This window comes from Streptomyces sp. NPDC060205, assembly GCF_042728395.1.
GTDB lineage: Bacteria > Actinomycetota > Actinomycetes > Streptomycetales > Streptomycetaceae > Streptomyces.
Map to the genome: position 1 here is coordinate 20,236 of NZ_JBHWZP010000017.1, position 26,467 is coordinate 46,702.

At 72.3% G+C, this 26,467-nt stretch carries 15 protein-coding genes; 10 read left to right on the forward strand and 5 right to left on the reverse strand.

The window, feature by feature from the left end; all coding sequences use genetic code 11:
* Window position 1: 1 nt before the first annotated feature.
* From ACFWGJ_RS04970 to ACFWGJ_RS05015, 10 genes are all read left to right on the forward strand, one after another.
* Window positions 2-691 (forward strand): alpha/beta hydrolase, encoded by a 690-nt coding sequence (locus ACFWGJ_RS04970; protein WP_387321089.1) that lies wholly within the window; start codon window positions 2-4, stop codon window positions 689-691.
* On the forward strand, window positions 688-1,878 hold the full coding sequence (locus ACFWGJ_RS04975) for an ABC transporter ATP-binding protein (RefSeq protein ID WP_387321090.1): 1,191 nt from the start codon (window positions 688-690) through the stop codon (window positions 1,876-1,878). Before ACFWGJ_RS04970 ends, ACFWGJ_RS04975 begins: the two co-directional genes overlap by 4 nt.
* Complete coding sequence (locus tag ACFWGJ_RS04980; RefSeq protein ID WP_387321091.1) at window positions 1,875-2,942, forward strand: ABC transporter ATP-binding protein; 1,068 nt, start codon at window positions 1,875-1,877, stop codon at window positions 2,940-2,942. The genes ACFWGJ_RS04975 and ACFWGJ_RS04980 overlap by 4 nt, the downstream gene beginning before the upstream one ends.
* A 6-nt stretch (window positions 2,943-2,948) precedes the next feature.
* The gene (locus tag ACFWGJ_RS04985; RefSeq protein WP_387321092.1) at window positions 2,949-3,713 is read left to right on the forward strand and encodes an amidohydrolase family protein; all 765 of its coding nucleotides are present in this window, start codon (window positions 2,949-2,951) and stop codon (window positions 3,711-3,713) included.
* Complete coding sequence (locus ACFWGJ_RS04990; RefSeq protein WP_387321093.1) at window positions 3,710-4,189, forward strand: cytidine deaminase; 480 nt, start codon at window positions 3,710-3,712, stop codon at window positions 4,187-4,189. The genes ACFWGJ_RS04985 and ACFWGJ_RS04990 overlap by 4 nt, the downstream gene beginning before the upstream one ends.
* Before the next feature lie 73 nt (window positions 4,190-4,262).
* Window positions 4,263-5,147 (forward strand): creatininase family protein, encoded by an 885-nt coding sequence (locus ACFWGJ_RS04995; RefSeq protein WP_387321094.1) that lies wholly within the window; start codon window positions 4,263-4,265, stop codon window positions 5,145-5,147.
* The gene (locus ACFWGJ_RS05000; protein ID WP_387321096.1) at window positions 5,144-5,776 is read left to right on the forward strand and encodes a cyclase family protein; all 633 of its coding nucleotides are present in this window, start codon (window positions 5,144-5,146) and stop codon (window positions 5,774-5,776) included. The genes ACFWGJ_RS04995 and ACFWGJ_RS05000 overlap by 4 nt, the downstream gene beginning before the upstream one ends.
* 2 nt (window positions 5,777-5,778) lie before the next feature.
* Window positions 5,779-7,272, forward strand: coding sequence for a gamma-glutamyltransferase (locus tag ACFWGJ_RS05005; RefSeq protein WP_387321098.1), 1,494 nt, complete (start codon window positions 5,779-5,781; stop codon window positions 7,270-7,272).
* A 167-nt stretch (window positions 7,273-7,439) separates the two neighbouring features.
* On the forward strand, window positions 7,440-8,153 hold the full coding sequence (locus tag ACFWGJ_RS05010) for a hypothetical protein (protein ID WP_387321099.1): 714 nt from the start codon (window positions 7,440-7,442) through the stop codon (window positions 8,151-8,153).
* A 158-nt stretch (window positions 8,154-8,311) separates the two neighbouring features.
* Window positions 8,312-9,901: an alpha-1,2-mannosidase gene (locus tag ACFWGJ_RS05015; RefSeq protein ID WP_387321101.1), complete on the forward strand. Its 1,590-nt coding sequence runs from the start codon at window positions 8,312-8,314 to the stop codon at window positions 9,899-9,901.
* 108 nt (window positions 9,902-10,009) lie between these two features.
* On the opposite strand, the gene ACFWGJ_RS05020 is transcribed toward ACFWGJ_RS05015, so the two are convergent.
* The 5 genes from ACFWGJ_RS05020 to ACFWGJ_RS05040 form a co-directional block, all read right to left on the reverse strand.
* A complete protein-coding gene (locus ACFWGJ_RS05020; protein WP_387321102.1) occupies window positions 10,010-10,888 on the reverse strand; it encodes a TauD/TfdA dioxygenase family protein in 879 nt (292 codons plus the stop codon).
* Between the two features lie 81 nt (window positions 10,889-10,969).
* Window positions 10,970-20,488 (reverse strand): amino acid adenylation domain-containing protein, encoded by a 9,519-nt coding sequence (locus ACFWGJ_RS05025; RefSeq protein ID WP_387321103.1) that lies wholly within the window; start codon window positions 20,486-20,488, stop codon window positions 10,970-10,972.
* Window positions 20,488-20,850 (reverse strand): hypothetical protein, encoded by a 363-nt coding sequence (locus ACFWGJ_RS05030; protein ID WP_387321105.1) that lies wholly within the window; start codon window positions 20,848-20,850, stop codon window positions 20,488-20,490. Before ACFWGJ_RS05030 ends, ACFWGJ_RS05025 begins: the two co-directional genes overlap by 1 nt.
* A gap of 724 nt (window positions 20,851-21,574) precedes the next feature.
* A complete protein-coding gene (locus ACFWGJ_RS05035; protein WP_387321106.1) occupies window positions 21,575-25,147 on the reverse strand; it encodes a substrate-binding domain-containing protein in 3,573 nt (1,190 codons plus the stop codon).
* Window positions 25,148-25,315: 168 nt separating this feature from the next.
* Complete coding sequence (locus ACFWGJ_RS05040) at window positions 25,316-26,287, reverse strand: polysaccharide lyase family 1 protein (protein WP_387321107.1); 972 nt, start codon at window positions 26,285-26,287, stop codon at window positions 25,316-25,318.
* Between the last annotated feature and the right edge of the window lie 180 nt (window positions 26,288-26,467).

Sequence of the window (26,467 nt, forward strand, 5' to 3'; positions counted from 1 at the left end):
CATGGACATCGTGCTGGTCCACGGAGCGGGCGGACGCCCCACCACCTGGTCGGAGGTCGAGCCCCTGCTCGCCGCCCTGGGACACCGGACGGTCACCGTCACCAACCCCCTGACCTCCCTCGACGCGGACGTGGCGCACACCACCGCCGCCGTGGCGGAGCTGCCGGGACCGGTCCTGCTGGTCGGCCACTCCTACGGCGGCGCGGTCATCACCAACGTCGGCCACCACCCGGCCGCCCGGGGCCTGGTCTACATCGCGGCCTTCGGACCGGACGAGGGCGAGACCGTCAACGGCATCGTCGAACGGTACGAGCCCGCGGAGATCTCGGCCTACATGCGGCGCGGCCCGAACGGGGAGTGGAAGTCGGAGGCGAGCGAGGAGTTCTGGGCCGAGATCGGCCCCGACCTGTCTCCCGCGCAGCGTGCCGTCGTCGAGGCCGAGGGACGCAAGGCGGAGAACCTCATCTTCACCCAGCCGACCGGCAAGCCCGCCTGGCGCACCCTGCCTAGCTGGTACCTGGTCGCCGACGACGACCGCACCCTGCGCCCGGACGCGCAGCGCGACATGGCCGCCCGCATGGAGGCCGTCACCGACCACGTACCGGGCAGCCACTACACGACGCTCGTGCACCCGCGACGGGTGGCCGACCTGATCCACACCGCGGCCACGGCCGTGAGCGGCACAACGTGAACGGGCCCGCGCCCGCCGGAGTCCGCGGGCAGGAGAGTCCGGCCGCGGAACGGCCCGTGGTCCTGGAGGTCCGCGGGCTGCGGGTCGGGTTCGACGTCCCCTCGGGCCGGCTCCCGGCCGTCGCAGGCGTGGACCTGACCCTCCACCGGGGCGAGATCCTCGCCCTGGTGGGCGAGTCCGGCTCGGGCAAGTCCGCGCTGTCCATGAGCCTGGTCGGACTCAACCGGGGCCCGCGCACCCACATCAGCGGCGACGTCGCCTTCGACGGCCGGAACCTCGCCGAGGCGTCCGAGCGCGAACTGCGCTCGATCCGGGGCAAGGACATCGCCGTCGTCTTCCAGGACGCCCTGGCCGCGCTCAACCCGCTGCACCGGGTCGGCGCCCAGGTCACCGAGATGATGCGCGCCCACCGCCGGATGCCGTACGCGACGGCCATGGACCGGGCCGTGGACCTGCTGGGCGAGGTCGGCATCGCCAACCCGCGCGCCAACTCCCGTGCCCTGCCGCACCAGTTGTCGGGCGGCATGCGCCAGCGCGTGATGATCGCCATGGGTCTGGCCAACGACCCCGCCGTCCTGATCGCCGACGAACCCACCACGGCACTGGACGTGACCATCCAGGCCCAGGTCCTCTCCGTGCTCCAGAAGGCCAGTGCCGACCACGGCACGGCCGTCCTCCTGATCACGCACGACCTGGGCGTCGTCGCCGAGGTCGCCGACCGCGTGGCCGTGATGTACGCCGGCCGCATCGTCGAGCAGGGCTCACGCGACGAGGTCCTGTTCAATCCGCAGCACCCCTACACCATCGGCCTGTTGGGCTCGGTGCCGCCGATCGACGGTCCGGTCGCCGGCCGGCTGCCCGCCATTCCCGGCAGCCCGCTCACCGGCGTGGACCGCCCTGCGGGATGCGCGTTCGCCGCGCGGTGCGCCCACGCCCACGAAGCGTGCGCGGAGCAGCCCGAACTGCGCCACCGGCACGGCGGGCCCGGCCACCTCGACGCCTGCGTCCTGACCGGACCCGTACGCCGCACGGCGCGCGATGCCGGACCGGACCCGCAGCCGACGGCGACGGCGGCGGCAGGGAACGTGGCCCGCCCGGTGGACACGGTGGACCCAGTGAACGGGTTGAATCCCGTGGGAGCGGCGCATCCGGCGGACCTGGTACGCAACGAGAAGAGGCGCTCATGACCTCACCACCGGCCACACCGCCGACCTCGGCCGACGCGGTCTCCGACCCGGTACCCCCGGCACCGCCCGGGACCCCGCTCATCCGGGCCGAGAAGCTGCGGGTCGAGTACCGCGGCCGGTCGGGCGGCAAGGTGCGCGCACTGCGTGACGTCGACCTGGAGATCCTGGAGGGCGAGACGCTCGGCCTGGTCGGTGAGTCGGGCTGCGGCAAGTCCACCCTGGGCCGCGCCCTGCTGCGGGTGATCGAGCCGGCGTCCGGCACCATCGACTTCCTCGGCCTGAACATCACCCGGCTCAGGGGTACGCGACTGCGGCGCACCCGGGCCGACCTGCAGATGGTGTTCCAGGACCCGTTCGGCTCGCTCAACCCCCGGCGCAGGATCGCCGACATCGTCGCCGAACCGCTGCGGCGGGCGCGCGGCGCGAGCCGGGCCGAAGCCGGCCCCGTCGTGGGGGAGTTGCTGGACCGGGTGGGACTCGGCGCCGAGGCCGGCCGGCGCAAGCCGCACGAGTTCTCCGGCGGCCAGCGCCAGCGCATCGGCATCGCCCGGGCGCTGGCCTCCTCGCCGAAGTTCGTCGTCGCGGACGAGGCCGTGTCCGCACTGGACGTCTCCATCCAGGCACAGGTGCTGAACCTGCTGTCGGACATGGTCCGCGAGCGCGGCCTGACCATGCTGTTCATCTCCCACGACCTGGGCGTCGTACGGCACATCGCCGACCGCGTGGCCGTCATGTACCTGGGCCAGATCATCGAGGTCGCGTCCCGGGACGACTTCTTCGCCGGCCCCGCCCACCCCTACTCCGAGGCGCTGCTGTCCTCGGTGCCGTCCCTGCGCCCCGGCGGACGCCGCGAACGACGGGTCCTGGAGGGCGAACTGCCCGATCCCGCGAACCCGCCGCAGGGCTGCCTGTTCCAGACCCGCTGCCCCTTCGCCGAGGACATGTGCCGTACCCGCATGCCGGAACTGCGGACCGTCGCACCCGGCCGCACCGTGCGCTGCCACCTGCCTCTGGTGTCCGGCACCGGCTCCAGCACCAGCACCAGCACAGTTCAGAAAGGCTGATCCCGCGTGATCATCGACGCGTACAACACCACCCAGGACGTCCGGGGACGCTCGGACTACCTCACCGGCGTCCGCAAGGGGGAAGCGCCGCCGCCGTACACCCCGTTCGAGCCGCGGCGCATCCTGGACCGGATGGACGCCGCCGGCGTCGACATGGCGATGGTCTGCTCGCTCGCCCAGCGCATCGAGAACGACTTCATCAGCTCGCTGGTCGCCGCCCACCCCGACCGCTTCTTCGGCTTCGGTCAGGTCCTCCCGCAGGCCGACGACGCCATCGAGGAGATCGACCGCATGGCCGACGCCGGTCTGGTGGGCCTCAAGCTCCACCCCAGCCTGCACGGCTACCACGTCGCCGACCACGGCCTGCTCGACCCGCTGTTCGATGCCTGCGCCCGGCGCGGACTCATGGTCCTCGTCAACGCCCTGGACGACTCCTTCTGCGCCCCGCTGGCCATCGAGGAGATCGCCCGCGACCACCCCGGCGTGCCCACGATCATCGCCCACATGGGCGCCGTGTGGAACGTCCCCGAGGCGATCATCGTCGCCGAGCGCCAGCCGCACGTGTACCTGGAGACCTCGGCGACGCTGATGAGCGATGTGAAGCGCGCGTACGCCCGGCTGGGTCCTGAAAAGATCCTCCTGGGCAGCGAGTGGCCCGGCTCCGACTTCGACCTGGAGCGTATGAAGATCGCGAAGGCGATACCGGACGACAAGGACCGCGCGCTCGTCGAGGGCGGCAACATGGCCCGGCTGCTCGGGATCACCGCGTGAGTGCCGCGCCCGCCGGTACGGCGTCCACCGGCGTCGCCCGCGTCACCGTACCCGCGTCCATGAGCGACGCCGACGCCGAACTCCTCACGCAGGCACAGGAGTTGCTGGCCCGGGTCTGGCGCGACGGTCGGCACGAGGTGGCGTCCGCCGTACGCACGGCCGACGGAGCCGTGCACACCGGGGTCCATCTCGAAGGCTCCTGCCGGCGCAGCTCCCTGTGCGCCGAGGGCGTCGCGCTGGGGGCGGCCCGCGGGGCGTACCCCGGCGACCGGCCGCTGGAGGTCACCTCCGTCGTCTCCGTCCAGATCAAGCCCGCCGGACGGTTCCGGGTGATCGCGCCGTGCGGTGTGTGCCGGGAACTGATCAGCGACTACAGCCCGGACGCGACGGTCTGGATCACCACGGTCGAGGAGAACGAGGTCGTCCCGGTACGGGCCCTCGATTTGCTGCCCGACAAGAGCCGGCGCGCCTGGTGACCACCGGCCGTGCGGCACACCCGCACACATCCGGCCGCGAGGCCGCGAAAAGCGCGAAGAAGAGGGAAGCACCATGACACCAGCCGTCCCAGGACCCGACACACAGCCCGTCCCCACCGGCCTGGACGTACCCGCGCTCGCCGCCGAACTCGGCGGCTCCGGAGCCCCCGTGCGCTGGGAGGAGCTGACCTGGCAACAGGCGGAGACCACCGCCGCCGCGCGGAACGCCGTGATCATCCCCGTCGGCGCCACCGAACAGCACGGCCCGCACCTGCCGTTGGCCGTCGACACCCTCATCTGCCGTGCCGTCGCCGACGGCGTCTCGGCGCTCACCGGTGTCCCGGTCGTGCCCCCGCTCAGCTTCGGCGTCTCCGCCTCCCACGGCGACTTCGGCGGCACGGTCGCGCTCCGCCCCGAGACGATGATCGCCGTCGTCGAGGACGTCATCGACTCCCTGTACGCGTCCGGAGTACGGCAGTTCATCCTGCTCAACGGACACATCTGGAACAACGGCGCGCTCGACGTGTCCGCCGAGAAACTGCGCGTGCGCCACCGCGACGCCCGGGTACGAGCCCTGGGGTACGTGACGATGTACCCCGGACCCGAGGTGAACGGGCACGTCCGGTACGGCCGGGCGCTGATGCACGCCAACTTCTTCGAGACCTCCGTCATGCTCCACCTCCACCCCGAACTCGTGCACATGGACAAGGCCACCTCGCACATCGACGTGGACTCCTTCTGGGACTACCGGATGGACCAGGTCAGCGAGACCGGCGTCTGGGGCCGTGACGTGGGCGACGCCGACGCGAAGCACGGCGGCGAGGAGTTCGACCGCTGCCTGCTCACCACCGCGCGGGCCGTGTCGGCCGCTGTGGGCGAACCGTGGCCCGACCCGGCCCACCGCCCCGGCCCGACCCACGGCCCCGCCCCCGTCCCGCACCCAGGAGCCACCGCGTGAAGATCTACGACATCACCCTGCCCATCCACCCCGAGATGCTGCACTGGGGACGCAAGCCCGAGGTCGAGGTCGTCGAGTCCCTCTCCCACGGCGACGCCTCCAACGTCACGCGCTGGCGGCTCGGCGCCCACACCGGCACCCACGTGGACGCCCCCGCCCACTTCCGCGACGGCGCCACCCCCATCGACGAGGTGTCCCTGTACTCGCTGGTCGGACCCGCTCTCGTCATCGACCTCACCCATGTCGAGGGTGACGTCGAACCGCACCACCTGGAGGAGGGCGGGGCGGCCGGGCACACCCGGATCCTCCTCAAGACCTCCAACTCCGCGGGCCCCCTCAAGGAGACCGAGCGGGCCCCGCAGTGGGTGGGCCTGTCCCCGAAGGCGGCCGACTGGCTGATCGGGCACGACGTCGAACTCATCGGCATCGACTACCTGACCATCGAGAGCCACCACCGCACCGACACCTGGGACGTCCACCACTCCCTGCTGGGCGCCGGTGTCCTCATCCTGGAGAACGCGGACCTCGACCAGGTGCCCGGCGGCACCTACGACCTGACCTGCCTGCCCACGAAGCTGGTCGGCGCCGACGGTTCCTTCGCCCGCGCCATCCTCACCACCCGGGACTGACCGTGGCCACGATCGCGATCGCCGCGCCCCATCCCGCCGCCGTCGAGGCGGCCCGCCAGGTGACCGCCGAGGGCGGCGGGCTGATCGATGCCGCGCTCGCCGCCGCGGCGGCACTCACGGTGGCGTACCCGCACCAGTGCTCCATCGGCGGCGACCTCGTCGCCCTGGTGCGCGACGGCGTACGCGGCACGGTCCGCTCGGTGCTCTCGGCCGGAGCCGCGGCGGCGGCCACCGACCCGGCACGGCTGCGGGCGGCGGGGGACCGGATGCCGCCCGGCGGCCCGCTCACGGTGACGGTCCCCGGAGTGGTCGCCGGCTGGGCGGAACTCGCCCGTCTCGGCGCACGGCTGCCCCTCGCCCGGAGCCTCGCACCGGCCGTCGCCCTGGCCGACGACGGCGTCCCGGTCAGCGAGGGCCTGGCCCGGGCGATCCGCAACCGCCTCGATGTCGTACGGGCCGACGCGGGCCTTTCGGCGCTGCTGCTGGACAAGACGGGTGACCCGCTGCCCGTCGGAGCCACCCTGCTCCAGCCGGCGCTCGCCGCGACCCTGCGCGAACTCTCCGACGACTGGCGGCACTTCTACACCGGGCCGACCGCCCGGCGCCTCGTGGCCGGCCTGCGCGAACGCGGCAGCCTCCTCGACGCGACGGACTTCGCCGGCCACCGGGCCGAGAACACCGCCCCGCTGAGCGCGACCGCGAACGGCGTCACGTGGTGGGTGGCTCCGCCGCCGAGCCAGGGAGCTTCCCTCCTCGCCGTACTGGGACACGGGACGGACCCGTTGACGGCGGCCCGGCGGGCGGAACTGAGCCGGGACGCGCTGCTCGGCGACCCCCGCTCGGGAACGGTGGACCTCGACGGTCTGCTGCTGCGCGCGGAGCGGGACGTCACGGCGCTGCCCGCCGGCCCCAGACCGGCCGGAGACACGGTCGCCGTCACCGCCGTCGACGACGAGGGCAACGCCGTGTCCCTGATCCAGAGCGTGTTCCAGAGCTTCGGATCCGGCATCGCCGACCCGGCCACCGGCATCGTGCTCCACAACCGCGGCTCGGCGTTCAGCCTCGACCCGGCGCACCCCGGGGCCCTGCGGCCCGGGGCCCGGCCTCCGCACACCCTGTGCCCGGCACTCGCCACCGCCCCGGGACGCGTGGTGGCCCTCGGCTGCCAGGGCGGCCGGGCCCAGGCATGGATCCTGTCCCAGGTCGCCGAGGACCTGCTCGACGCCCCGGCCCCGGACGCCGTACTGGCCCGCCCCCGCTGGGTCATCGGCTCCCGCGACCTGAACCGCCCGCACCCCACCCTCGTCCTGGAACCCGGCACCCCGGACACCGACCAGCTGACCGCCACCGCACACCGCCTCGGCCTGGATGTGTCCGTGACAGCGGGCCCGCACGACGAGGCGGGCCACGTCCAGACGGCCCGCCTGCGCGACGAAGACCTCGACGCGGCAACGGACCCCAGAGCGGACGGCACGACAGCCGTACTCGCCCTGTAGACAAGCCAGTTGACGCTGCGCGGACGCCGGAGTCGGTTCACCTAAGATCTCAAGCCGACTGCTTCATCTGCGGAGGGCTGGGGATGTTTCCTCGAACGCGTACACATCGGCTGCGGGGCGGCTCCGATCGGCGAAGACGTGACGGCGTTCGGCGAAGACGTGACGCCGTGGCCGTCGCCATGCTCCTCGGCGTCCTGGCGGCGAGCGGTTGTTCGGCGCAGGGGGCCGAAGAGCCGAAGACCTCCGCCCCGGCCGAGGCGCGCCCGCTCTCCCAGCACCAGCTGGAAGCGGCGAGGCTGAGCAAGTCCGAAGCCACCGAGTACCTGCACGGATTGGGGGAGGAGACACCGAAGGACATGACGGGCAGCGGGACCGATGCCACTCCGGAGTCCTGCGTGCCCGCGATCACCCTGCTCCGCCGCGGGTGGGGCGAGGGCGCAGTCGGGTACACCGTGCTGAATCTGGGTGACCGCGACGGCGGCGCGGTGACCCGCGGCGTCAAGCTGACCACCTATCCGGCCGGCCAGGCCGAGCGCGTGTTCGCCTCGGTCGAGGCATCCCTCCGGAAGTGCCCGTCCGTGACCTTCCGGGCCGAGACCGGAGGCGGGCCCGTGAAGGCGAAACTCACCGTGGAAGACGGCACGGCTTCGGGCGACGAGGCGCTGAGAGCGACCATGGTCCACACACGGGACGGGATCGAGCACCACACGGTGTACGAGATCGTGCGCACAGCCGATGTCCTGTGCTTCTTCAGCGCCGGAGGCGGGTTCGGCGCCACACTGCCCAAGGACAAGAAGGAGGAGTTCATGCCGGTGCTGGCGGACGAACTGATCTCCCGACAGGTCACCAAGGTCGAAGCGGCCCTCAAGGCGGCCTCCTAGCTCGCTCGCCGATGGCGTCCGTGAACGGTCTGGCGGCCCCCAACTGCCCTGTGGGCAGGGCGCGTTGTCAGTGGCGGCAGTTAGTGTCCGAGGCGACATGGAGCACTGCCCGGTCGCCCGACCGTGTGCGGTGCAGTGGACGCTCGTGAGGAAACGCAATGGATCCTGTCTTCGCCGATTTCGCCACCCGACCCGCCAGGCTGTCGAACGCCGTCGTGCGCCAGCACCGCTGTGCGGTCGCCCCTGCCTATGTGGTGGTGGCGTCCGGCGGTCGCCTCAGCGTGGACTTCATGGTGCCGGGCGGGGAGGAGACCGCCGAGACCGAGCTGCGGCTGTCGGTGCTCGGCGTCGCCGCGCCCCTCGATGCTGAGGTGAACGGGGAGCCGGTGGCCAAGAACTTCCTGCTGCCCGGCGCCGAAGGGCCCGACACCGTAAGGGAGTTCGTGCTGACCGTGCCCGGCACGGCGCTTCGGCCGGGCGCCAACGTCCTGGAGGTACGCAACGCCGCCGACGGGGACGGGAAGGAGGGCGACGGCGTGATACGGCTGCGGGCCCTCACGTTGGACTCCGTCGGACACGACGGCCGGGCACTGCGCACGTCCGGGCACGCGGCCGGTGAACGATCCGGATGGGTCTTCGCCACCGAGCGGCGCCGCCTGGGAGCCTCCGCCTGGCAGCCGGGCGCGGATCTGCGCCTCCAGCTCGACCGGAGCGAGACCCACGACCCGGCGGGCGAGCGGGAACCCGTCACCCGGCTCGCGTGGCGCGGAACCACGGGAGCGGAGTCCTCCGTGGCGTTCCGCACGGATCTGTCAGGCTTCCACGGCCACTTCAGGGACGCCGACGGCTCCCTCGGTGAACTGCGCGGCACCCTCACCGGCCCGCTGCCCCAGGGAGGGCGCGGCGCCGGTGTCGTCCCACAGCACTTCACCACCGAGGAGGAGCACGACGGGGTGTGGAGCCCGGCCGGCCGGCTGCGGCTGCTGCTCGACGACGGCTCCGCCCCCGTGGACCGCGTGACGTGGAGCGACCGCGCCGGCGCGGCCAGCTCGCTCTCTCTGCTCGTCCCGGTCGTCGCGGGACGGCCCACGGCACCGGGCGAGCGGCGCGATGTCACCGAACTGGTCACGCAGGTGTGGGCCAGCGACGAGTTCACGGACTTCGGCGAGGTCGCCCGGAACCTGGTGAAGTCGGGCGGCAAGTGGCTCGCTCACGAGCAGGACCCCGAGCTGAGCTTCACCTTCGACCTGCCGGTCGCGGTGAGTGCCTACAGCCTGACCTCCGCCAACGACGTCCCCGAACGCGACCCGGCGGACTGGGTGCTGGAGGGTTCCTCCGACGGCCGGTCCTGGACGCGGCTGGACTCCCGAGCGGGTGAGGTCTTCCAAGGGCGCTACCAGTGCAGGGAGTTCACGCTCGCCCGTCCCGAGGCGCATCGGCACTACCGCCTGCGGATCACCGACAATCACGGCGCGGACGAGACCCAGCTGCTTGAGGTGCGCTTCTTCGACGGGGGCGCCGAGGCCGCGGCCGACGGCGTCAGCGACTTCGTCGGGTACCGCCAGAGCGCGGACGGGGAGCCGGTGGGCTACCGCGGGACGAGGATCCCCGCTCCCGTCGCCGGGGCCGACGGGCAGGAAGACGACGGGGCCGGGGAACTGCTCGCCGTGGATTTCTCCGACACCGCCCGCAACCTCCAGGACGCCGCGCGCCTGCTGGAGCAGCTGACCCGCTACCTGCGCCCCTGACACCCCGACAGGGACAGGGCCGCGGACGGACGGGCCCGCCCCGGCGGTCCGGGGCCGGGTCCGGCCGTCGCGCCCGCGGTCATGACGGTGATCAGGCCCGGGGCCGGCTCATGCCCGGGGCCGGGTCCCGTCGATCGCGACGCGCTGCCCGTAGCGGGAGTACGGGAAGTAGTCCCAGGTGGCATGGTGCTGGACACAGCGGTTGTCCCAGAACACCAGGGTGTTGGCCTCCCAGCGCACCCGGCAGTGCAGCAGGTTCGTACGGGCGACGTGGTCGTACAGCATTTCCAGGACGGCCTTGCTCTCGCCCGCGGCCAGCTGTGGGATGTGCGAGGTGTAGGGCCCGTTCACGAACAGGATCTTGCGGCCGGTGTCGGGGTGGCGCACCACGACCGGGTGCTCGTTGCGCGGCACGTCGTACTCCGCCGGGGGCAGCTGCCCCAGCGTGAGCCAGGGGCGGGCACCGTCGTGCACGGCGGTCAGCCCGTCCAGGAACGTCTTCATCGCCGGGGACAGCATGTCGTAGGCGAGGTGCATGTTGGCGAAGAGGGTGTCACCTCCGCTGCCGATCTCCGGAACCTCGGTCACATAGAGCATCGAGCCCAGTGAGGGCTCGTCGTCGGCGGTCCCGTCGGCGTGCCAGCCGTTGCCGACGACGACCTTGGAATCCTTGTTCGCGCTGACCTTCAGGATGTACGGGTCGCCCCCCTCCTCGGGCAGGGAGTCCAGGTGCAGCGGCCCGAACAGGGCGGCGAACCGCTTGTGGTCCTCAGGGGTGAGGTGCTGGTCGCGGAAGACCAGGACGTGGTGGGTCAGGAAGGCCGTCCGGATGTCCTTCTGCTGGACCGGAGTCAGTTCCTCGGAGAGGTCGAGGCCGGAGATCTCCGCACCGAGAAGCGGTGTCAGCGGGTCGACGGTGAAGCTTTCGTAGGTCTCACGGGGCGCCGTCGTGATACGCGCGATGGCGTCGAGGGTGAACTGATCCATGGTGTCTCCGAGGGTTCGATGTTCCGATGTGAGGGGCGGGGGAGAGGCAGGGGACAGTGGGTGGCGGCCGTCGGCCGTGGCTCACCGGTCGGCGTCGATCGCGCGGGCTATGTCCTGTACGTGCCGCCCGGCGACGATCTCGTAGTGCGTGGCCCGTACGTGGTGCACCTGGACGGGGCGGGCAAGCAGCGCCGTCCACTCCTCGGCGGCCGTCGGCGCGGGCGGGGCGAGGGGCAGATCGGGCGTGATCTCGGTGGCCAGCCACAGGGCGCTGGGCGTGCGGGTCAGACGGGGTGCGGTGTGGCCGGTCATCGCGGAGATGTTGGCCCGGCAGCAGTGGGCGAGCCGTTCGGCATACGTCGTTCCCGTTGCCCCTGGCGTTCCCGTTGTCCCCGTTGTCGCCATTGTCCCTGCCGTCCCCGCCGTCCCCGCCGTCCCTGTCGTTTCTGTGGGCGGGGACGCCGACTGGGCTTTGTTGCCCCGCAGTTCGTGCTCGAAGACGGCACGCAGGGCGTCTTCATCGGGGCTGTCAGGGCTGTCCGTGCTGTCCTGAGTTCCTGGTCGCGGCGCGGGCGGATCCAGGAGGTACAGCCGGTCGACAGGCCGGCCCGCTGCTTCGGCGCTCGCGGCCATGGCGTGCGCGACCAGCGCGCCGAACGACCAGCCCGCGAGCCGCAGTCGGATCTGCGGGTCGGGAAAGCGGGCGCGCAGCGCGGCGAGGTAGCGGTCCGCCCGTTCGGCGACCGACCAGGGGGGCAGGCCGGGATCGTGCAGAGCGGGATCGGGCACGAGGCAGACCGTGGTGCGCGCGTCCAGGGCGGAGACCAGCGGCCGATAGGCCTGGATGTCTCCGCCGACCGGGTGGATCACACACAGGACGTCCTGGTCGTCGCCGGTCTGCCAGGTCTCGACGGTCACCGGGTCGTCGGTCTGCTCCTCCGCCTGCGCGGGGCGGCCGAGGAGGGTGAGGAGATCGTTGACGCTCACCTGATGGCTGAGATGCGAGAGCTCGATGTCGACCCCGTACAGCCGCTTCACCTCGGAGAGCAGGTCGAGCAGGGTGAGGGAGTCCGCGCCCAGGTCGTACAGGGACGCCGCCGGGTCCAGCGTCTCCGTGCCGAGCAACTCCCGTGCCGCCTCGACGAGTTCGGTGGCGTCGGGTGGCGTCGCAGCCCCGGCCGGTTCTCGGGTGACCTCGGCGGCGGTCTGCGCCTCGGGCTCGTAGAAGTACCGGGAGGCCTCCAGCGGCGTACTGGACACGAGCAGGTGCGGCAGCTGGAGGTGCAGGGCGTCGGCGAGGACGCGCAGTCCCTCGGCGGTCGACAGTCCCGTCCGCAGATGTGCCTGGTGGCGGGCGTCCGTGCCGAGTGTGTCGAGGGCCATGCCGGCGTCCCGCCACACGTCCCAGCCGATGCCGAGGCGCACGGTCCCCGAGGAGTCCTCGCCGTTGTGGTGGGCGAAGGCGTCGAGCACTCCATTGGCGGCCGCGTAGTCGAACTGGCCGACTCCACCGAACAGGGCCGACAGCGACGAGCAGTAGACGGCGTACCGCGGCCGGTGGCGGGCGATCAGCCGCTCGGTGAGCAGGACGGCTTTCAGTTTCGCCCGGTCGGCGTCACGCATGGCCTCGCTGTCGCGGCGGATCAGGAGGGCGCCGGACGCGCTGCCCGCGGCGTGCACGATGCCGTGGAGGCGGCCGGTGTGGGGTGCGAGCCGTTCCAGGAGATCGTCCAGCGGCTCCTCGGCGAGATCGGCCGCGACGAGGGTGACACGGTCGGACCAGCGGGCGAGGGCGGCGGGCAGTCGGGGGCGGCGCGCGAGCAACGCCACTCGCCCGTCGCTGTGTTCGAGCAGCCAGGCGGCGATTCCGGTACCGATGCCACCGGTGCCGCCGAGGACGAGGTGCGTGCCGTCGCCCTCCAGAAGCCCGGCACCTCCCAGGAGCCCGGCGGACTGGGGGGCCGGCCGCGGTACGGACCGGGCGACCGGCCGCCACCAGTAGCCCTGCCGCAGGGCGATCCGGCGTTCGGGGAAGGCCCCCGAGAAGGTCCCCGGGACGGCCTTCGTGGCGGCCCTCGTGGACGTGTCCGTGAGGACGACCGGAAGCAGATGGGCCCAGTCGGCCGGGTCGGCACCCGGCAGGTCGATCCAACCGGCGTCCAGGCCGAGTTCCTGGCGCGGAACCTCCACCGCCGCGGCCAGCAGGCCCAGTTCGGGGCGCGACACCTCGCCCGTCACCGGCTGCGCGCCGTGGGACAGCCACCACAGGCGCGGGCGCGCGTCGGGCGGCAGGCTCGCCACGGCCTGGCACAGGGCGGCCGTGTGGTCGAGGCAGACGCGCCGCGCGTCCTCCAACGACGCTTCGCCCACCGGCCCTCCGACGCCGAGAGGCAGCGCGTGCAGCCACTCGAACCCCTGGGGCGCGTCCTGTCCGACGTCCCGGAGCAGCCGGGCCAGCGAGGCGGGATCGGCGGGGTCGACCTCGTACCGGTCGGTGCCGGACCGGGCGTACGCGGTCCCGGTCGTGACGTGGACGACGCGGCTGTGCGCGGAGTGCAGTGCCTTCCAGTCGACCGGCGTCGAGGTGCCGTCGGTGACGACCACGACCGGGCGCCCCGACAGGGACCCGGTGTACGGGACGGCCCGTCGCAGCCGCGCCCACTCGGTCTGGTACAACCACTCGTCCTCCGGCATCCGCACCGGTGGCGTATCGGCGGCGGCCTCGGCCGCCATGACGGGCTGATCGGGCTGCTCGGGCTGCCGGGCGGCGCGTGGGAAGTCGTGGTCGGTCAGGGCGAAGGCGGGGGGCGGGAAGTCCCAGGGCGGGGGAGCGGAGTGAGTCCCCGGCCGCAGACCGGCGCTCGCATCGGCCCGGCCCTGCCCCGGTTCCGTAACGGCGTCCGCGCCGGCCGCCGTACGCACCGATCCGTCCGCGACCCTCCGCAGCCACGCCACGGCTGCCTGGGCGTCCGGGCAGTCGGCCGCGACCCGGTGCGTCCGCGTCGGGCGACCGTCCCGCAGATGGCGCAGGACCTGGTCGTACGTCTGCGGAGCGGCGGCCAGATGGTCGGCGATGCGCCGGGCGTCCGTACGCAGGGACTGCTCGCTGCTGCCGGACAGCACCAGGCGGCCGGTGGGGGCGTTGTGACCGGTGTCCTCCGGTGTCCGCGCCGACGCGGAGGGCGAGTGCTGCTCCAGGATCAGATGGGCGTTGGTGCCGCCGATGCCGAAACTGCTGACGGCGGCCACGCGCGGACGCCCCGCCGGCCAGGGCCGCGCGGTCGTCGGGATGTCGAAGGGGCCCGGGTCGGCGCCGATCTCCGGGTTGAGGCGCCGGAAGTCGACGTTCGGCGGGATCACCCCGTGGTGGACGGCGAGTGCCGCGCGCACCAGGCCGACGACACCCGCGGCGGCACCCAGGTGACCGATCTGGCTCTTCACGGACGACAGGGCGCACGAGGCGGAGTCGGGCAGGTCGAGCGCCTGCCGCAGCGCGCCGACCTCCACGGGGTCGCCCAGCCGGGTCCCGGTGCCGTGCGCCTCGACGTACCCGAGGTCGGTGGCCGGACGGCCGCTGCGGCGCAGCGCGGTCCGGATCACCTCCCGCTGTCCGGAGACGGACGGCGCGCTGTAGCCGAGCTTCGAGGCGCCGTCGTTGTTGAGGGCGGACCCGGTGACGACCGCGTACACGGTGTCGCCGTCGCGCTCGGCGAGGCTCAGCGGCTTGAGGACCACCACACCGACGCCACTCGCGCCGACGGTGCCCGCGGCGTCGTCGCTGAAGGGCCGGCAGTGGCCGTCGGGCGAGAAGATGTGCTGCGGCCGGTAGGTGTACCCGTCCGTCAGCAGCGTGTCGACCAGCACTCCGCCGGCCAGCATGACGTCGGCCTCGCCCTGCCGCAGGAGCCCTGCCGCGATGTGCACGCCCACGAGGGAGCTGGCGCAGGCCGCCTGGACCGTGAAGGCGGGTCCGGTCAGATTCAGGTGGTACGCGGCCTTGGTCGCGAGGAAGTCCTTGTCATGGTGGAGGGCCAGCCGGAACCCGTCCGGGAGGGCGGCGGGGTCGGCCTCACGCAGCATGGACTGGAAGTACGTGTTCTCGCCGCAGCCCGCTATCAGGCCGACGCGGCTCTCGGCGGGGTCGGCGATGCCCGCGTGGGCGAGTGCTTCGACGCAGCTCATCAGCAGGTGCCGCTGCTGCGGGTCCATCAGCCGCGCTTCCTGCGGGCTGATGCCGAAGTGCTGAGGGTCGAACGCCAGCAGCCCGTCCATCTGGCTACGCGCGCCCACACGCCCCTCGGCGGCGGGGAAGTGCTCGATGCCCCGCTCGCCCGACTCGACCATCCGCCAGAACGACGCCAGGTCGGGGGCGCCCGGCAGCCGTACGGCCATCCCGATGACGGCGATGGGCTCGTCCGGGCCGCCGTTCCGCTCGACCGGGACAGTAGTTGAGGCTGTAGCCGTGGTCGTGGTCGTAGCACCGGCCGGAGTCGGGTCCGACGCGGCGAGGAACCGGCTCAGGCTGCGTACGGTGACGTGCTCGAAGAGGTCCGCGACCGTGAAGGACAGGCCCAGCTCGACACCGCAGCGCAGCTGGAAACGCATGAGGTCGAGGCTGCCCGCGCCCGCGTCGAAGAACCGCTGGTCCGGCAGCACCCGCTTGCCTGTCACCGTGGCGAACAGCTCGCACAGCCGGGTCTCCAGCGCGGACACGGCGGACTCCAGGGCCCCCGGGCCCAGAGGCTCGGACGATGCAGTCAGTGCAGGCGGCTCAGGCGGCTCGGGCGGCAGCCCACTCCCCAGCTCGCGCCCCTGGGTGGTGGCCGCGCGCCGGTCGAGCTTGCCGCTCGGCGTGCGCGGCAGCGCCTCCACCCTGCGGAACGTACGGATGCGGGCGAAGGGCGGCAACTGCCCGGCGAGGTGAGCGTTGAGCTGCTGCAGATCCGGATCGTCGCCGCGGCACTGCAGCAGCGCCACGAGGGAATCGCCGTCGAGGGCCACCAGGGCACCGATGACCGACGGGTGCCGCAGCAGCGCGGCCTCCAGCTGTCCCAGCTCCAGCCGGTGACCGCTGATCTTGATTTGGTCGTCGTCCCTGCCGTCGAAGTGCAGCAGCCCGTCGGCGTCGAAATGGGCCAGGTCGCCGCTGCGGTAGAACGTGCCGTGGCCGGGCAGTTCGGTGAACCGGGAGCGGTTGAGCTCCGCGTCGCCGAGATAGCAGGGCGAGGCCATCGGGCCCCCGATCAGCAGCCGGCCGACAGCGCCGGGCGGGAGGGGTTCGCCGCTGTCGTCGGTCACGCGCAGGACCGCGTTGGCCACCGGGCGCCCGATGGCCGGGCGGGCCGGCCAGAGCCTCGGGTCGCCGTCGAGGCACAGCCCGCTGACGACATGGGTCTCCGTGGGCCCGTAATGGTTGAACAGCCGGGCGTCCGTCAGACCGGCGAACCAGTCGCGGATGGCGTCGGTGCACATCAGCTGCTCGCCCGCGGTGACCACCTCACGCAGCCGCGACGGGAAACGACCCAGGTGGACGGCGTGCTCGGCCAGCAGCTGCAGCGCCACACAGGGCAGGAACAGCCGCTCGACACCGGCCTGTTCCAGCTGGTCGAGCAGGGCGGGCAGATCCTGCCGCCACTCGGGGCGCACGAGATGCAGGCGTCCGCCCGAGCACAGCGTGGAGAAGATCTCCTGGAAAGAGACGTCGAACGACAGCATCGAGAACTGCTGGGTGACCGCGGCCTCGCCGAGACCGCCCGCTTCGCTCTGCCAGTGCAGCAGATTGCACAAGGTCAGATCCGGTACGTCGACACCCTTGGGCGTGCCGGTCGAGCCGGAGGTGAAGAGCGTGTAGAGCGGTCTCAGGCCCGCGTGCGGAGCCGGTCGCGGCGCGGAGGGCACGGCGGCGGCCAGCTCGATCGGGTGCCGTGGCAGCTCCGGCGGCGCGATCCCGGCCACGTCCTCCTGCGCGCCGACCGCGGTCAGGACGCACAAGGGGTCCGCGTCCCGCAGGACCCGGCGCAGCAGCGCGGGCGGGTAGGCGGGATCGAGCGGTACGACGGTCAGGTTGAGCTGCGCGGCGGCGAGGAGGGCCACGATGTGCTCGGCCGACGGCGTGAGATGCAGCGCGACCCGGGCGGGCGCCCCGGGATCGGACGGCAGCGCAAGCCGGTTCGCCAACTCGGCTGCCAACACCCGTGCGTGCGCGTCCAGTTCGGCGTACGTGAGCGTACGGTCGCCCGTGGTCAGGGCCGGTGCGTGCGGAGTCCGCCGTACCTGCGCGGCGAAGCCTTCCGCCACCGTCGTGAACGCGGGTGTGCTCCGCGCCCCTCGTCCAGGATCGGGGAGCGTACGCCGGTAGGGCGCGACCAGGGCTGTCAATGTGGGCTCGTCCTGGCCCGGGCTCCAGTCCTCGTCCTCTTCCGCGGCGGTGAGCAGATCGATCGCCCGTACGAAGAGTCGATGGGCGGACGCCACCAGCTCGGCGTCGAAGCGCCCGGCCGCGTACTCCCACAGGCAGTCGAATCCGAAGTCCTGCTCGACGACGGACAGGGTGAGCGCGCACTTGGTGTCGAGGGGCTGCGGCCAGGCGGGGCGTACCCGGCAGTCCGGCAACGACAGCGCGCCGAAGTCGGTGTTCTCCAGGACGAACATGAAGTCGAAGAGCGGGCCGCCGCCGAAGTCGTGGTCGGTCAGCACATCGGCGAGCGTCACGTCCTGCCGGTCCAGGATCTGCTGGACCCCGGCGGCCTGCGTGCCGAGCTGTTGACGCAGCCCGTCACCCGGCTGGAGCCGCAACGGCAGCAGCACGGTGTTGGCGAACATGCCGACGGTGGAGGCGAATTCACCGACCGGCCGGCCCGAGACGGGGCTCGCCACCAGCGGCCGGGTCCGGCCCGTCACGCCGTACAGGCTCCAGGAGAAGGCGGCGAGCAGGAGCTGGAAACGGGTGAGCCCGAGTTCCGCCCCGAGCCGGTCCAGCCGGGAGCGCTGGACGAGGTCGAGGGACGCGGTCAGCAGCCGGGCACCGGTGTCGGCGGTGTCGACGGTGTCGTCGGTGTTCGCGACGGCGGCCGGGAGCGGGGAGGGCTCCAGGTCCGCATAGCGCCGGCGCAGCGCCGACCGCTGCTCGTCGTAGGAGGGCTCCAGGTGCCAACGCCGCTGCCACAGCGCGAAATCGAGCGGTGTGTGACGGGACGGGGACCCCTCTTCCGCTCCTTCGAGTCCGGAATATTCGCCGCCCGCCGCTTGTGCGGTGAAGGCGGTGAGGTCGCGGAAGAGGACGTTGAGGGACCAGCCGTCCACGGCGATGTGGTGCAGATGGAGGAGGAGGACCGACCCGTGGGACGTCCGCAGCAGGCTCGCCCGGAGCATCCGCGGCTCGGCGAGGTCGAAGGGCGTGGCGAAGAACCGCCGTGCCGCAGGCTCCCAGTCCTCACCGTCGAGGGCGTCGGCCCGCTCCCAGGGGTCGAAGGGGTCGCCGATCTCCTGGAGCAACCCCTTCGAGGTGGACCGGAAAGATGTACGCAGGGCGGGGTGTGCGGCGACGAGCCGGGTGAGTGCGGCGCGCAGGGCGTCCTCGTCGACGGTGCCTTGCAGGTGGAAGGCGAGCGGAACGTCGTAGGCGCGGCTGTGCGGATCGCTCCGGTCGAGGAGCCACAGGCGCTGCTGCTCGGAGGTGGCCGGCGCGGAACGGCGTCCGCCCGGCTCCGGCACCGACGGGTGCGGCGGCCGCTGGTCCGCGCCGGGGGAGCCAAAGGTCCCGGAGGTGATGGCCTCGGTCAGCGCGGCGAAGTCCTCCCGCAGGACGACCGACTGCGGCACCTCGACGTTCCAGCGGCGCCGGATGCGGAAGCGCAGACGCAGCGCCTTGAGCGAGTCCCCGCCCTGGGGAATCCAGCGGTCGTCGGTCCGCAGCCCCGACACCCCGAGCTCGCTCTCGGCCATGTCCAGCACCTCGCGCTGCGCGTCCGTCACCTCGACGGCCGCACGGGAGGTACGCCGCCACGCGGGCGTCGTGGAGCCCAGCAGGGCGTCGTCGTCGACCTTGCCGTTGGCGTTGCGCGGCAGGGCGTCCATCAGATGGGTGCGATGGGGGCGCATGTACGAGGGCAGGGTGGCCGTCAGATGGCGTTCGTACTCCTCGTACGTCAGCTCGGCGCCCAGGACGAGATAGGCCAGCAGTTCATGCGCGCCGTCCACGTCGTGCCGGGTGCAGACCCGGGCCTGCCGGACGGCGGGGTGCGCGCCGAGCTGCTGCTCGACCTCCCCGGGCTCGATGCGGAAGCCGCGTACTTTCACCTGGCGGTCCGCCCGCCCGACGAAGGTGAACAGCCCCGTGGCGTCACGGCGCGCGAGGTCGCCGGTGCGGTACCAGACGGCGCGTCCCGCGTCGTGCCACGGCAGCGGGGCGAAACGGTGGGCCGTCTCCTCGGGCAGGTTGCGGTAGCCCGTCGCCAATCCGGCACCGGACAAGTACAGTTCACCGATCTCGTCGGTCTCCGCGGCCCGTGAGCCGTCGACGACCAGCAGCGCGTCCGTGGCGGGCACGGGACGGCCCACCGGCACGGTGTCGCCGTCGAAGTCGCGGGGCACGCGGTGGTGCAGGGCGAAGGTCGAGGACTCGGTGGGTCCGTAGGCGTTGACCAGGCATGTCGTGGTGCCGGGGTTGTCCCGGTACCAGCGTGTGACACGGGTGGCGTTGAGCTGTTCGCCGCCGATCAGGACGTGGCCGACGGAGTCGAAGCAGTGGGGCACGCTGTCGGTGACGGCGTTGAAGAGGGCCGCGGTGACGAAGAGGGCGTCGATCCGCTCGTGCCGCAGGGTCTCGGCGAGCAGCTGCGGGTTCTGGACCTGTTCGTCGCTCAGGACGACACACGTTCCGCCGGTCAGGAGCGGTACCCAGACCTCGTAACTCAGGGCGTCGAAAGCCGGGTTGGAGATGCTCGCGTACCGTGCGCCCGCGGTGGGGGAGAGGAAGCCGGGGTCGGCCAGACGCATGATCCCGGCGTCCTTGACCTCGACCCCCTTGGGGCGGCCCGTGGTGCCCGAGGTGTAGAAGAGGAACGAGGTGGCCGCGTCCGTCGCCGGGGTGACCTCGTCGAAGGGGCCCGCGTCCTCTCGGGGGAGGCCGCCGAGGAGGTCGCCGAGAAGGTCGTCGACATCCAGCAGGATGCCGGGGCCCTCGCGGAAGTCGCCGCCCGTCGCCCCGCCCGTGCCGTCCTGGACCAGGGCCACGGCGGCCGAGTCGTCGAGGATGTGCCGGCGGCGTTCGGCGGGGCTCTGCGCGTCGAGCGGGACCACGGTGGCCCCGGCGCGGCGGATGCCGAGCATCACGCACACCAACTGCCAGGACCGCGGCAGGCGGACCGCGACGGCCTGCCCCGCACGGACACCCCTGGCTCGCAGGCCGCTCGCCACACGCAGGGAGGCGTGGTCGAGGCCCGCGTAGTCGAGTCGGTGATCGCCGTCGACCACAGCGAGGGAGTCGGGGGTGAGGCGGGCCTGTTCGAGCACGGCATCGGCCAGCAGCGGACCGGCCGCGGAGGAACCGGCCGCGGAGAAACCCGACGGTGAGGACCCGGGCACGGAGGAGCCGGACATCACGCCTCCTCGGTGACGACGGGCGCGGCGACGGGCGCGGCGGCGGACGCGGCGGCGGGCGCGTCGGAGAGCGCGGCGAGTTCGGCGCCGAGGACCGCCGCCCCCAGCGGCGAGGTACCGCTCTCCAGCACCTCCCAGTGGTCGCAGTCCAGTGGCTCGACCCGGAAGCCGTTCTTCGCGCGACGCCGTCCGCCGTAGGACAGACCGGTGAGGACGAGCGGACCGTCGTCGAAGGGTTCGACGAGCCGCGTGTCGAGGGAGGTGGGGGCCGAGGACTCACGCCGTGGGAAGTCGGCGGGGTGCTGCCTGAGAGACGGAACCTGGGGGATGTACGGAGCCTGGGGGGTGTCATGCACGGACAAGGCTGGGGCTTCCCGTCGTCAGGGTTACTGGTTCCGAGAGTCACGCTGGGAGTTCGGCCGCCCGTGCGGCGGGCCGCCGGGGCTGCTCTACGTCCGGTTGCCGGGCGGAGCTGCGGAGTCGGGGCGGGCGGCGGATCGGTGTCTCACGGAAGTGGGGGGTGATACGGCGGCGGGGTGCGCGGAGAGCGAGAACAATGGAGGGAGTCCGCGAGGTCCGGCGATTCGGCAATTCAATGCGACAACGTTGCCAGCCGATAACGACGACGAGTCCATGCCTTCGTCGTGCGGCATTCTGCCCACCAGCTTTCTTGCTCACGGCGCCCCACGGGTGCGGAGACGTCGTCCGACTGGTGTACCGATGGGGAACACCTGGACGTACGGCGATAATTGATCAGCGGACCAGAGCCTGTCAACGGTCTCAGAGCGGGTGGAACCGAACGCCCGGAAACATACCTATGCGACCGGTTTTTCGGGAAGTGAGGGCGTTCTGACATGCAAAGATCGCCCCGTTTCGGCGGGTGTTCAGGGCGCGCGCCATGAGCCGGACGAGAAGACGGCAAGCGGTCCGAAGGACAAGAAACGTCCGCCGCGGCATAAACAGGCAAGGCTCATTCTTTAATGAGACTTGACGGACTGTGAGCGCTTGCTTCCGCAATATCCGCTGAGGATTCGACGGTGTTTCAACGCCGTTCGAGCACCTGTCGAGCGCTGCCGGCGCGCCGGTTCAGTGGTGGGCCGGGCCGGTGGACACGTCCCGTACTCCCTCTCCGGAGGCGGTCTTTTCGCGGTAGTGGTGCGGGGCCGCGCCCGTGACCCGGCGGAACACCCGGCTGAAGTACGCGCGGTCGCTGAAACCCACCGCCCGGGCGACGCTCTGCACGCTGTCGTTGCTCGACCGAAGACGCTCCGCCGCCCGCCGGATCCGCAGCCGGGTCAGGTACTCCCACACCGTCAGGCCGTACCGCTGCTGGAAGAGCTTGCCGAGGTGGTCGGGGCTGACCCCGGCGGCCTGCGCGACCTGCCAGCGCGAGATCGGCCGCCGCCAGTGCTCGTAGAGGAAGACCAGGGCCTCGTCGAGGACGTCCCTGGTGCGCGGCGGCAACCGGGAGCCGTGCGCGGCCAGTTCGCGTACGAGCGCGGCGGCCTCCTGCGGGCCGAACACGTCCATGTCCAGCATGAGCAGCGCCGGGTGCTGACGGCCGCGCCGGGCGTCCGCCGCCGTCATGCCCTCGTGGTCGGCGATCACGACAGGACACAGGGCCCGGCCCGAGCCGTCGTGCAGCCGGTCCACCACGTCCAGCGCCTGCAGATCCGGCAGCGCCCGCTCCAGCACCACCAGCCGAGGCGTCTCCTCGGCGACCAGCGCCAGCAGCGTCGTCGCGTCGGTGGAGACCCGCGCCGGATGGTCCGGCAGCGCCGACTCCGCCAGCCGCCGCAACGCCTCCCGGGACTCCTGCGAGCCCCCCGCGACGATCACCGGCTCGGCGAACCCGTTGGGCCGCAGGGAGCGCAGGGCCTGCGGCAGATCGGTGCCGTCGGCGCCGAACAGCACGAACGGCGTGTGCCGCAGCGCCGGATGGTCGTGCAGCCGCTGCACCGCCCGCCACTCCTGGGGCCGGTCCGGCAGCGCGTCCCACACGACCGCTCCGGGCGTGCGCCGCGCCACCGACGGCATGGGGTCGTGCGCCGAGTCGGGCCTGCACACCTCCAGACCGTGGCGGGCGGCGTGCGCGCTGATGTCCGCGCCGAGTTCGCCGGGGGTGACGACGAGCAGCGGGGCGTCCCCGGCGGCGGCCAGGTGCGCCTGTCCGTCGGGAGAGGGCAGGGCCAGCTCCAGTACGTACTGGGCCTGTTCCGTCGCGTCGGAGACGGTCAGCGCCCCGCCGTGCATCATCGCCAGCCGCCGCGCCGTGGTCACCCCCACATCGAGGAGTTGGCCGGGCTGCGCGATCGGCGTCCGGGCGTCCGGCACGTCGACCGTGATCCGCACGCCTGCCGGACCGAGGGCGGCCGCCACCCGGGGCGGTGCGTCCTTCGCACGGGCCGCCGCCGAGATCAGCACGTTGTGCAGGATCTGCTGGAACCGCGTCTCGTCCACCCAGACCGAGGGCAGCCGCTCGGGCAGGTCGAGCCGCCACGCGGGGCCCGCGGGCAGCGCGGAGGCCGCCGCCGCGCACGCCCGCGCGAGCACGGGCAGCGGATCCATGAGCCGCCTGGTGAGCAGGAGATCACCGGCCTCCGACCGGGCCAGATCCAGCAGGTTCTCCATCAGGTGCAGCACGCGCGCCGCATCCCGCCGCACCTGCGTGAGAGCCGCCGCCGGGTCACCGGACCGGTGCAGCATCGCCTCCACCGGAGTGCGCAGCTCGTCGCCGACATGGGTCAGCAGCCGCGTCTGGAACCTGCTCGCCTGCTCCGCGGCGTCCCGTGCGCGCCGCACCTCGTCGAAGAGCCCGATGCCCTTCAGCGCGGCACTGATCTGATCGCCCAGTTCCCGGTACAGGGCTCCGTCGGCCCCGTCGTGGTACGCCGTCCGGGCGGAGGTGGCCTCGAACACCGCCACGCCCAGGTGCTCCTCGCCGATGTGCAGCGGTTCGAGGACCAGCGTGAAGCGGTCCTCGCCGGGCAGCAGGGAGTCGGGAAGCAGCAGGGTGGGGGAGAACGCGGGACTGCCGAGCGGGCCGGCGGCACCGGATTCCCGGCCTGTCGCCCGGGCCGCCTCCGCACGGGCGAGCAGGGGCCGCGCCATGCCCAGCGCCGCAGGACCGGAGGCGTCGGCGTCACGCTCGTACAGGACGATCCGGCAGTGCGGGACGCCCGACTGGCCCAGATGGCGCTCCAGTACGTCCGAGAGCCCCTCCAGGTCCACGACCGTGGTCAGCGCGGTCCCGAACTCCCGCAGTCTGCGCGCGCGTTGGGTCCCCGACCAGCGCTCGTACTCAAGGAGGGCCCGTGACCGCTCCGCCACGACGAGCCGGGCCTGCCCGAACAGCACCTCACCGGCCCTGCGCAGTGGTTCCGGCAGCGTGTCGACGACATCGCGCCGGGCGCTCTCCAACGCCTGGTGCCAGCGGTCGACCTCGGCCTGCGTGCCCGCGTTGCTGTGCAGCAGCCGCTCGACGAGAGGCAGGAAACTCCCGGGCCTGGCACCGCCGTTCACCGTGCCAGGGCTCCCGCTGCCGGTGCTCACAAGGGTGTGCGGATCGCTGTCGGCGCGCGCGAGTTCGGCGCGGAAGGCCGCCGCCAGACGGGAACCGCCGGAGGGCAGTACGCCGTCCACCGCGTCCCAGCCCGCGGGGCGCCGCGCGGCGGCCGGTGCCGGGGCGACGAGCGGGGGCTGGTACGACGTCGGGTAGGGGCAGCCGCAGGAGCGGCGCGGCACCAGCGTGGCCGGGATGGTGGTGCGATCGGGCGGACGGGTGCCGCGCAGCCGGGCCACGAGGGTGTCCACGGCCAGCGCGCCCAACTCCTCGAAGGGCAGCGCGACGGAGGTCAGGGGCGGGTCGCCGAGGCGTGCTTCGGGGGAGTCGTTGAAGCCGACCACGGCCACGTCCTCCGGCACCCGGATGCCGCGTTCGGTGAGATGGCGCAGGGCCCCGGCGGCGAGGACGTCGCTGCAGGCGAGCACCACGTCGAAGTCGACGCCCGGTGTCAGCCCGCGGGCCTCCAGCAGGACCTGCATCGCCGAGGCGCCGGCCGCCGCGGCGAAGTCGACGGCCGCGCCCACGTGTTCGTTGCGGATCCCGTGGTGGCGCAGCGCGTCGACACACGCGCGGTAACGCTCCTCGGAGACCGGGTTGGCGAGCGGTCCGTGGATGCAGGCCGGCCGTCTGCGGCCGTGCTGGACGAGATGCCCGACCAGTTTGCGCATCCCCGCGTGCGAGTCGATCGACAGGACGTCGGTCTGGTCGCTGAGCGGCTGATTGAGGCTGATCATCGGCAGATGGGCGAGGCGGCGCAGCAGCCGGCGGGCCCTGGGTCCGGCCGAGGGCAGCCCCAGGGTCGAACTCCAGCAGACGACGCCGTCGAGCCGCGCCGGGCCTGCCAGTTCGTACAACTCGCTGCGGGCCACGTCACCGTGCCGGAGGTTCCCGCCGGGGAAGCAGACCAGATTGACGTCGTTGCGTTCGGCGGCGGCGCGGGCCCCGGACCAGAGCGTCGCCCCCACCCCCAGATGGATGTTGGCGGTGAGCAGCCCGACGGTCAGGGGCCGGTTCGCCCCGGGCGACGTACCGTCCACGGCGTACGGACCGGCGTACGGACCGGTGTACGGCCCTGTGTGCGGACCGGGGTCCATCGGCGCCCCCTCGTCAGGCCTCCGTCGGAAGCCCTGTAGGCCCGCTGGGTCCTGGGCACCGTAGGGGAGGCGGCAACGCGGGGCAAGACCGGTGACACGTCGGTCACCGGTCCTGCCCCGTGCTGTGCGGTGCTGTGCGGAGGTCCTGGTGCGGTGCGGCGGTCCGGATCAGATCTTGCCGACACCCGCACCGGCGGTCACGGTCGCCTTGACGGTGGAGGCGGACTGTGCGGTGTAGCTGTACGGGATCGAGGCCACGGAGCCGCCGGTCTGCCCGGAGCCCGAGTTCACGAAGTAGTTGTTCCTGGCCACGAGCGAGCCCGCGTCGGAGGAACCCTCACCGAGGTGGTACGGGTCGTCGGTGTTCTCGAAGTAGTTGCCTTCGACGAGGACGCCCGCGTTCTCGGTGGACGCGACTCCGTAGGAGCCGACGTTGCTGAAGTAGTTGTTCAGCACGTGGACCGGGTTGCCGAACCGTACGCGCGGGTTGCGCTGGTTGGTGCCGTCGAACCAGTTGTGGTCGTACGTCACCTTCAGCTTGCCGGTGTCCTCGCTGGAGTTGTCGTCCGAGTGGCCGAGCAGCATGTTCTTGTCCTGGTTGTGGGTGCGGTTCCAGGACACCGTGATGTTCGTCGAGGAGCGCTTGATGTCGACGGCCCCGTCGTACGCGCCGGAGATGTCGTTGTGGTCGATGTGGACCTTCGTCGAGTACTGGACGTTGATGGCGTCGTCGTTGGACCCGGTGAACGTGAGGTTCTGGATGATCACGTTGCTCACGCTCGCGACGTTCAGCCCGCTGCCGGTGATCTTCCCCGCGGTGCCGACACCGACGATGGTCTTGTTCGACGCGACCTTCGTCATCTCCGTCAGCGCGATGGTGCCGTTGACGCGGACGATCTGGGTCGCGCTGCTCTGCACAGCGGTCTTGAAGGCGGAGGCGTTGGTGACGGTCACCGTGGCTCCGCCGGCACCGCCGGTGGTACCGGCCCCGAAGCCGATGGGCGCGGCGGCAGCGGCGACCGCCGGCTCCAGCTGGGATGCGGTGGAACTGCTGGCCGTATTGGCTCCGATGACAGCCAGTGCGACGGCACTCGCGGCCGCGGCTCCGGTCAGGGTGAACCGTGCGCTCGTCCTGCGCATGTGGATCTCCGTCCGTGGGGTTTTGGAGAAGTGACGTGCCAGTGCGGGTGCTGTGCCGGGGCCGCGCGGTCGGCTCGCTGTGAGACTAGAGCGACGGATGTGGACAATGACGTGCCGTGTGTGGACTATTGCGTGCTGCTCACGTGTGCGGCGTCGCGATTCGGGGCGCGCCTCCCGCGC

Bases quoted from the DNA above. Each gene is read 5' to 3' on its own strand.
- ACFWGJ_RS04970 (WP_387321089.1), top strand. From the start codon at position 2: ATGGACATCGTGCTGGTCCACGGAGCGGGCGGACGCCCCACCACCTGG.
- ACFWGJ_RS04980 (WP_387321091.1), top strand. From the start codon at position 1,875: ATGACCTCACCACCGGCCACACCGCCGACCTCGGCCGACGCGGTCTCC.
- ACFWGJ_RS04995 (WP_387321094.1), top strand. From the start codon at position 4,263: ATGACACCAGCCGTCCCAGGACCCGACACACAGCCCGTCCCCACCGGC.
- ACFWGJ_RS05015 (WP_387321101.1), top strand. From the start codon at position 8,312: ATGGATCCTGTCTTCGCCGATTTCGCCACCCGACCCGCCAGGCTGTCG.
- ACFWGJ_RS05020 (WP_387321102.1), bottom strand. From the start codon at position 10,888: ATGGATCAGTTCACCCTCGACGCCATCGCGCGTATCACGACGGCGCCC.
- ACFWGJ_RS05025 (WP_387321103.1), bottom strand. From the start codon at position 20,488: ATGTCCGGCTCCTCCGTGCCCGGGTCCTCACCGTCGGGTTTCTCCGCG.
- ACFWGJ_RS05035 (WP_387321106.1), bottom strand. From the start codon at position 25,147: ATGGACCCCGGTCCGCACACAGGGCCGTACACCGGTCCGTACGCCGGT.
- ACFWGJ_RS05040 (WP_387321107.1), bottom strand. From the start codon at position 26,287: ATGCGCAGGACGAGCGCACGGTTCACCCTGACCGGAGCCGCGGCCGCG.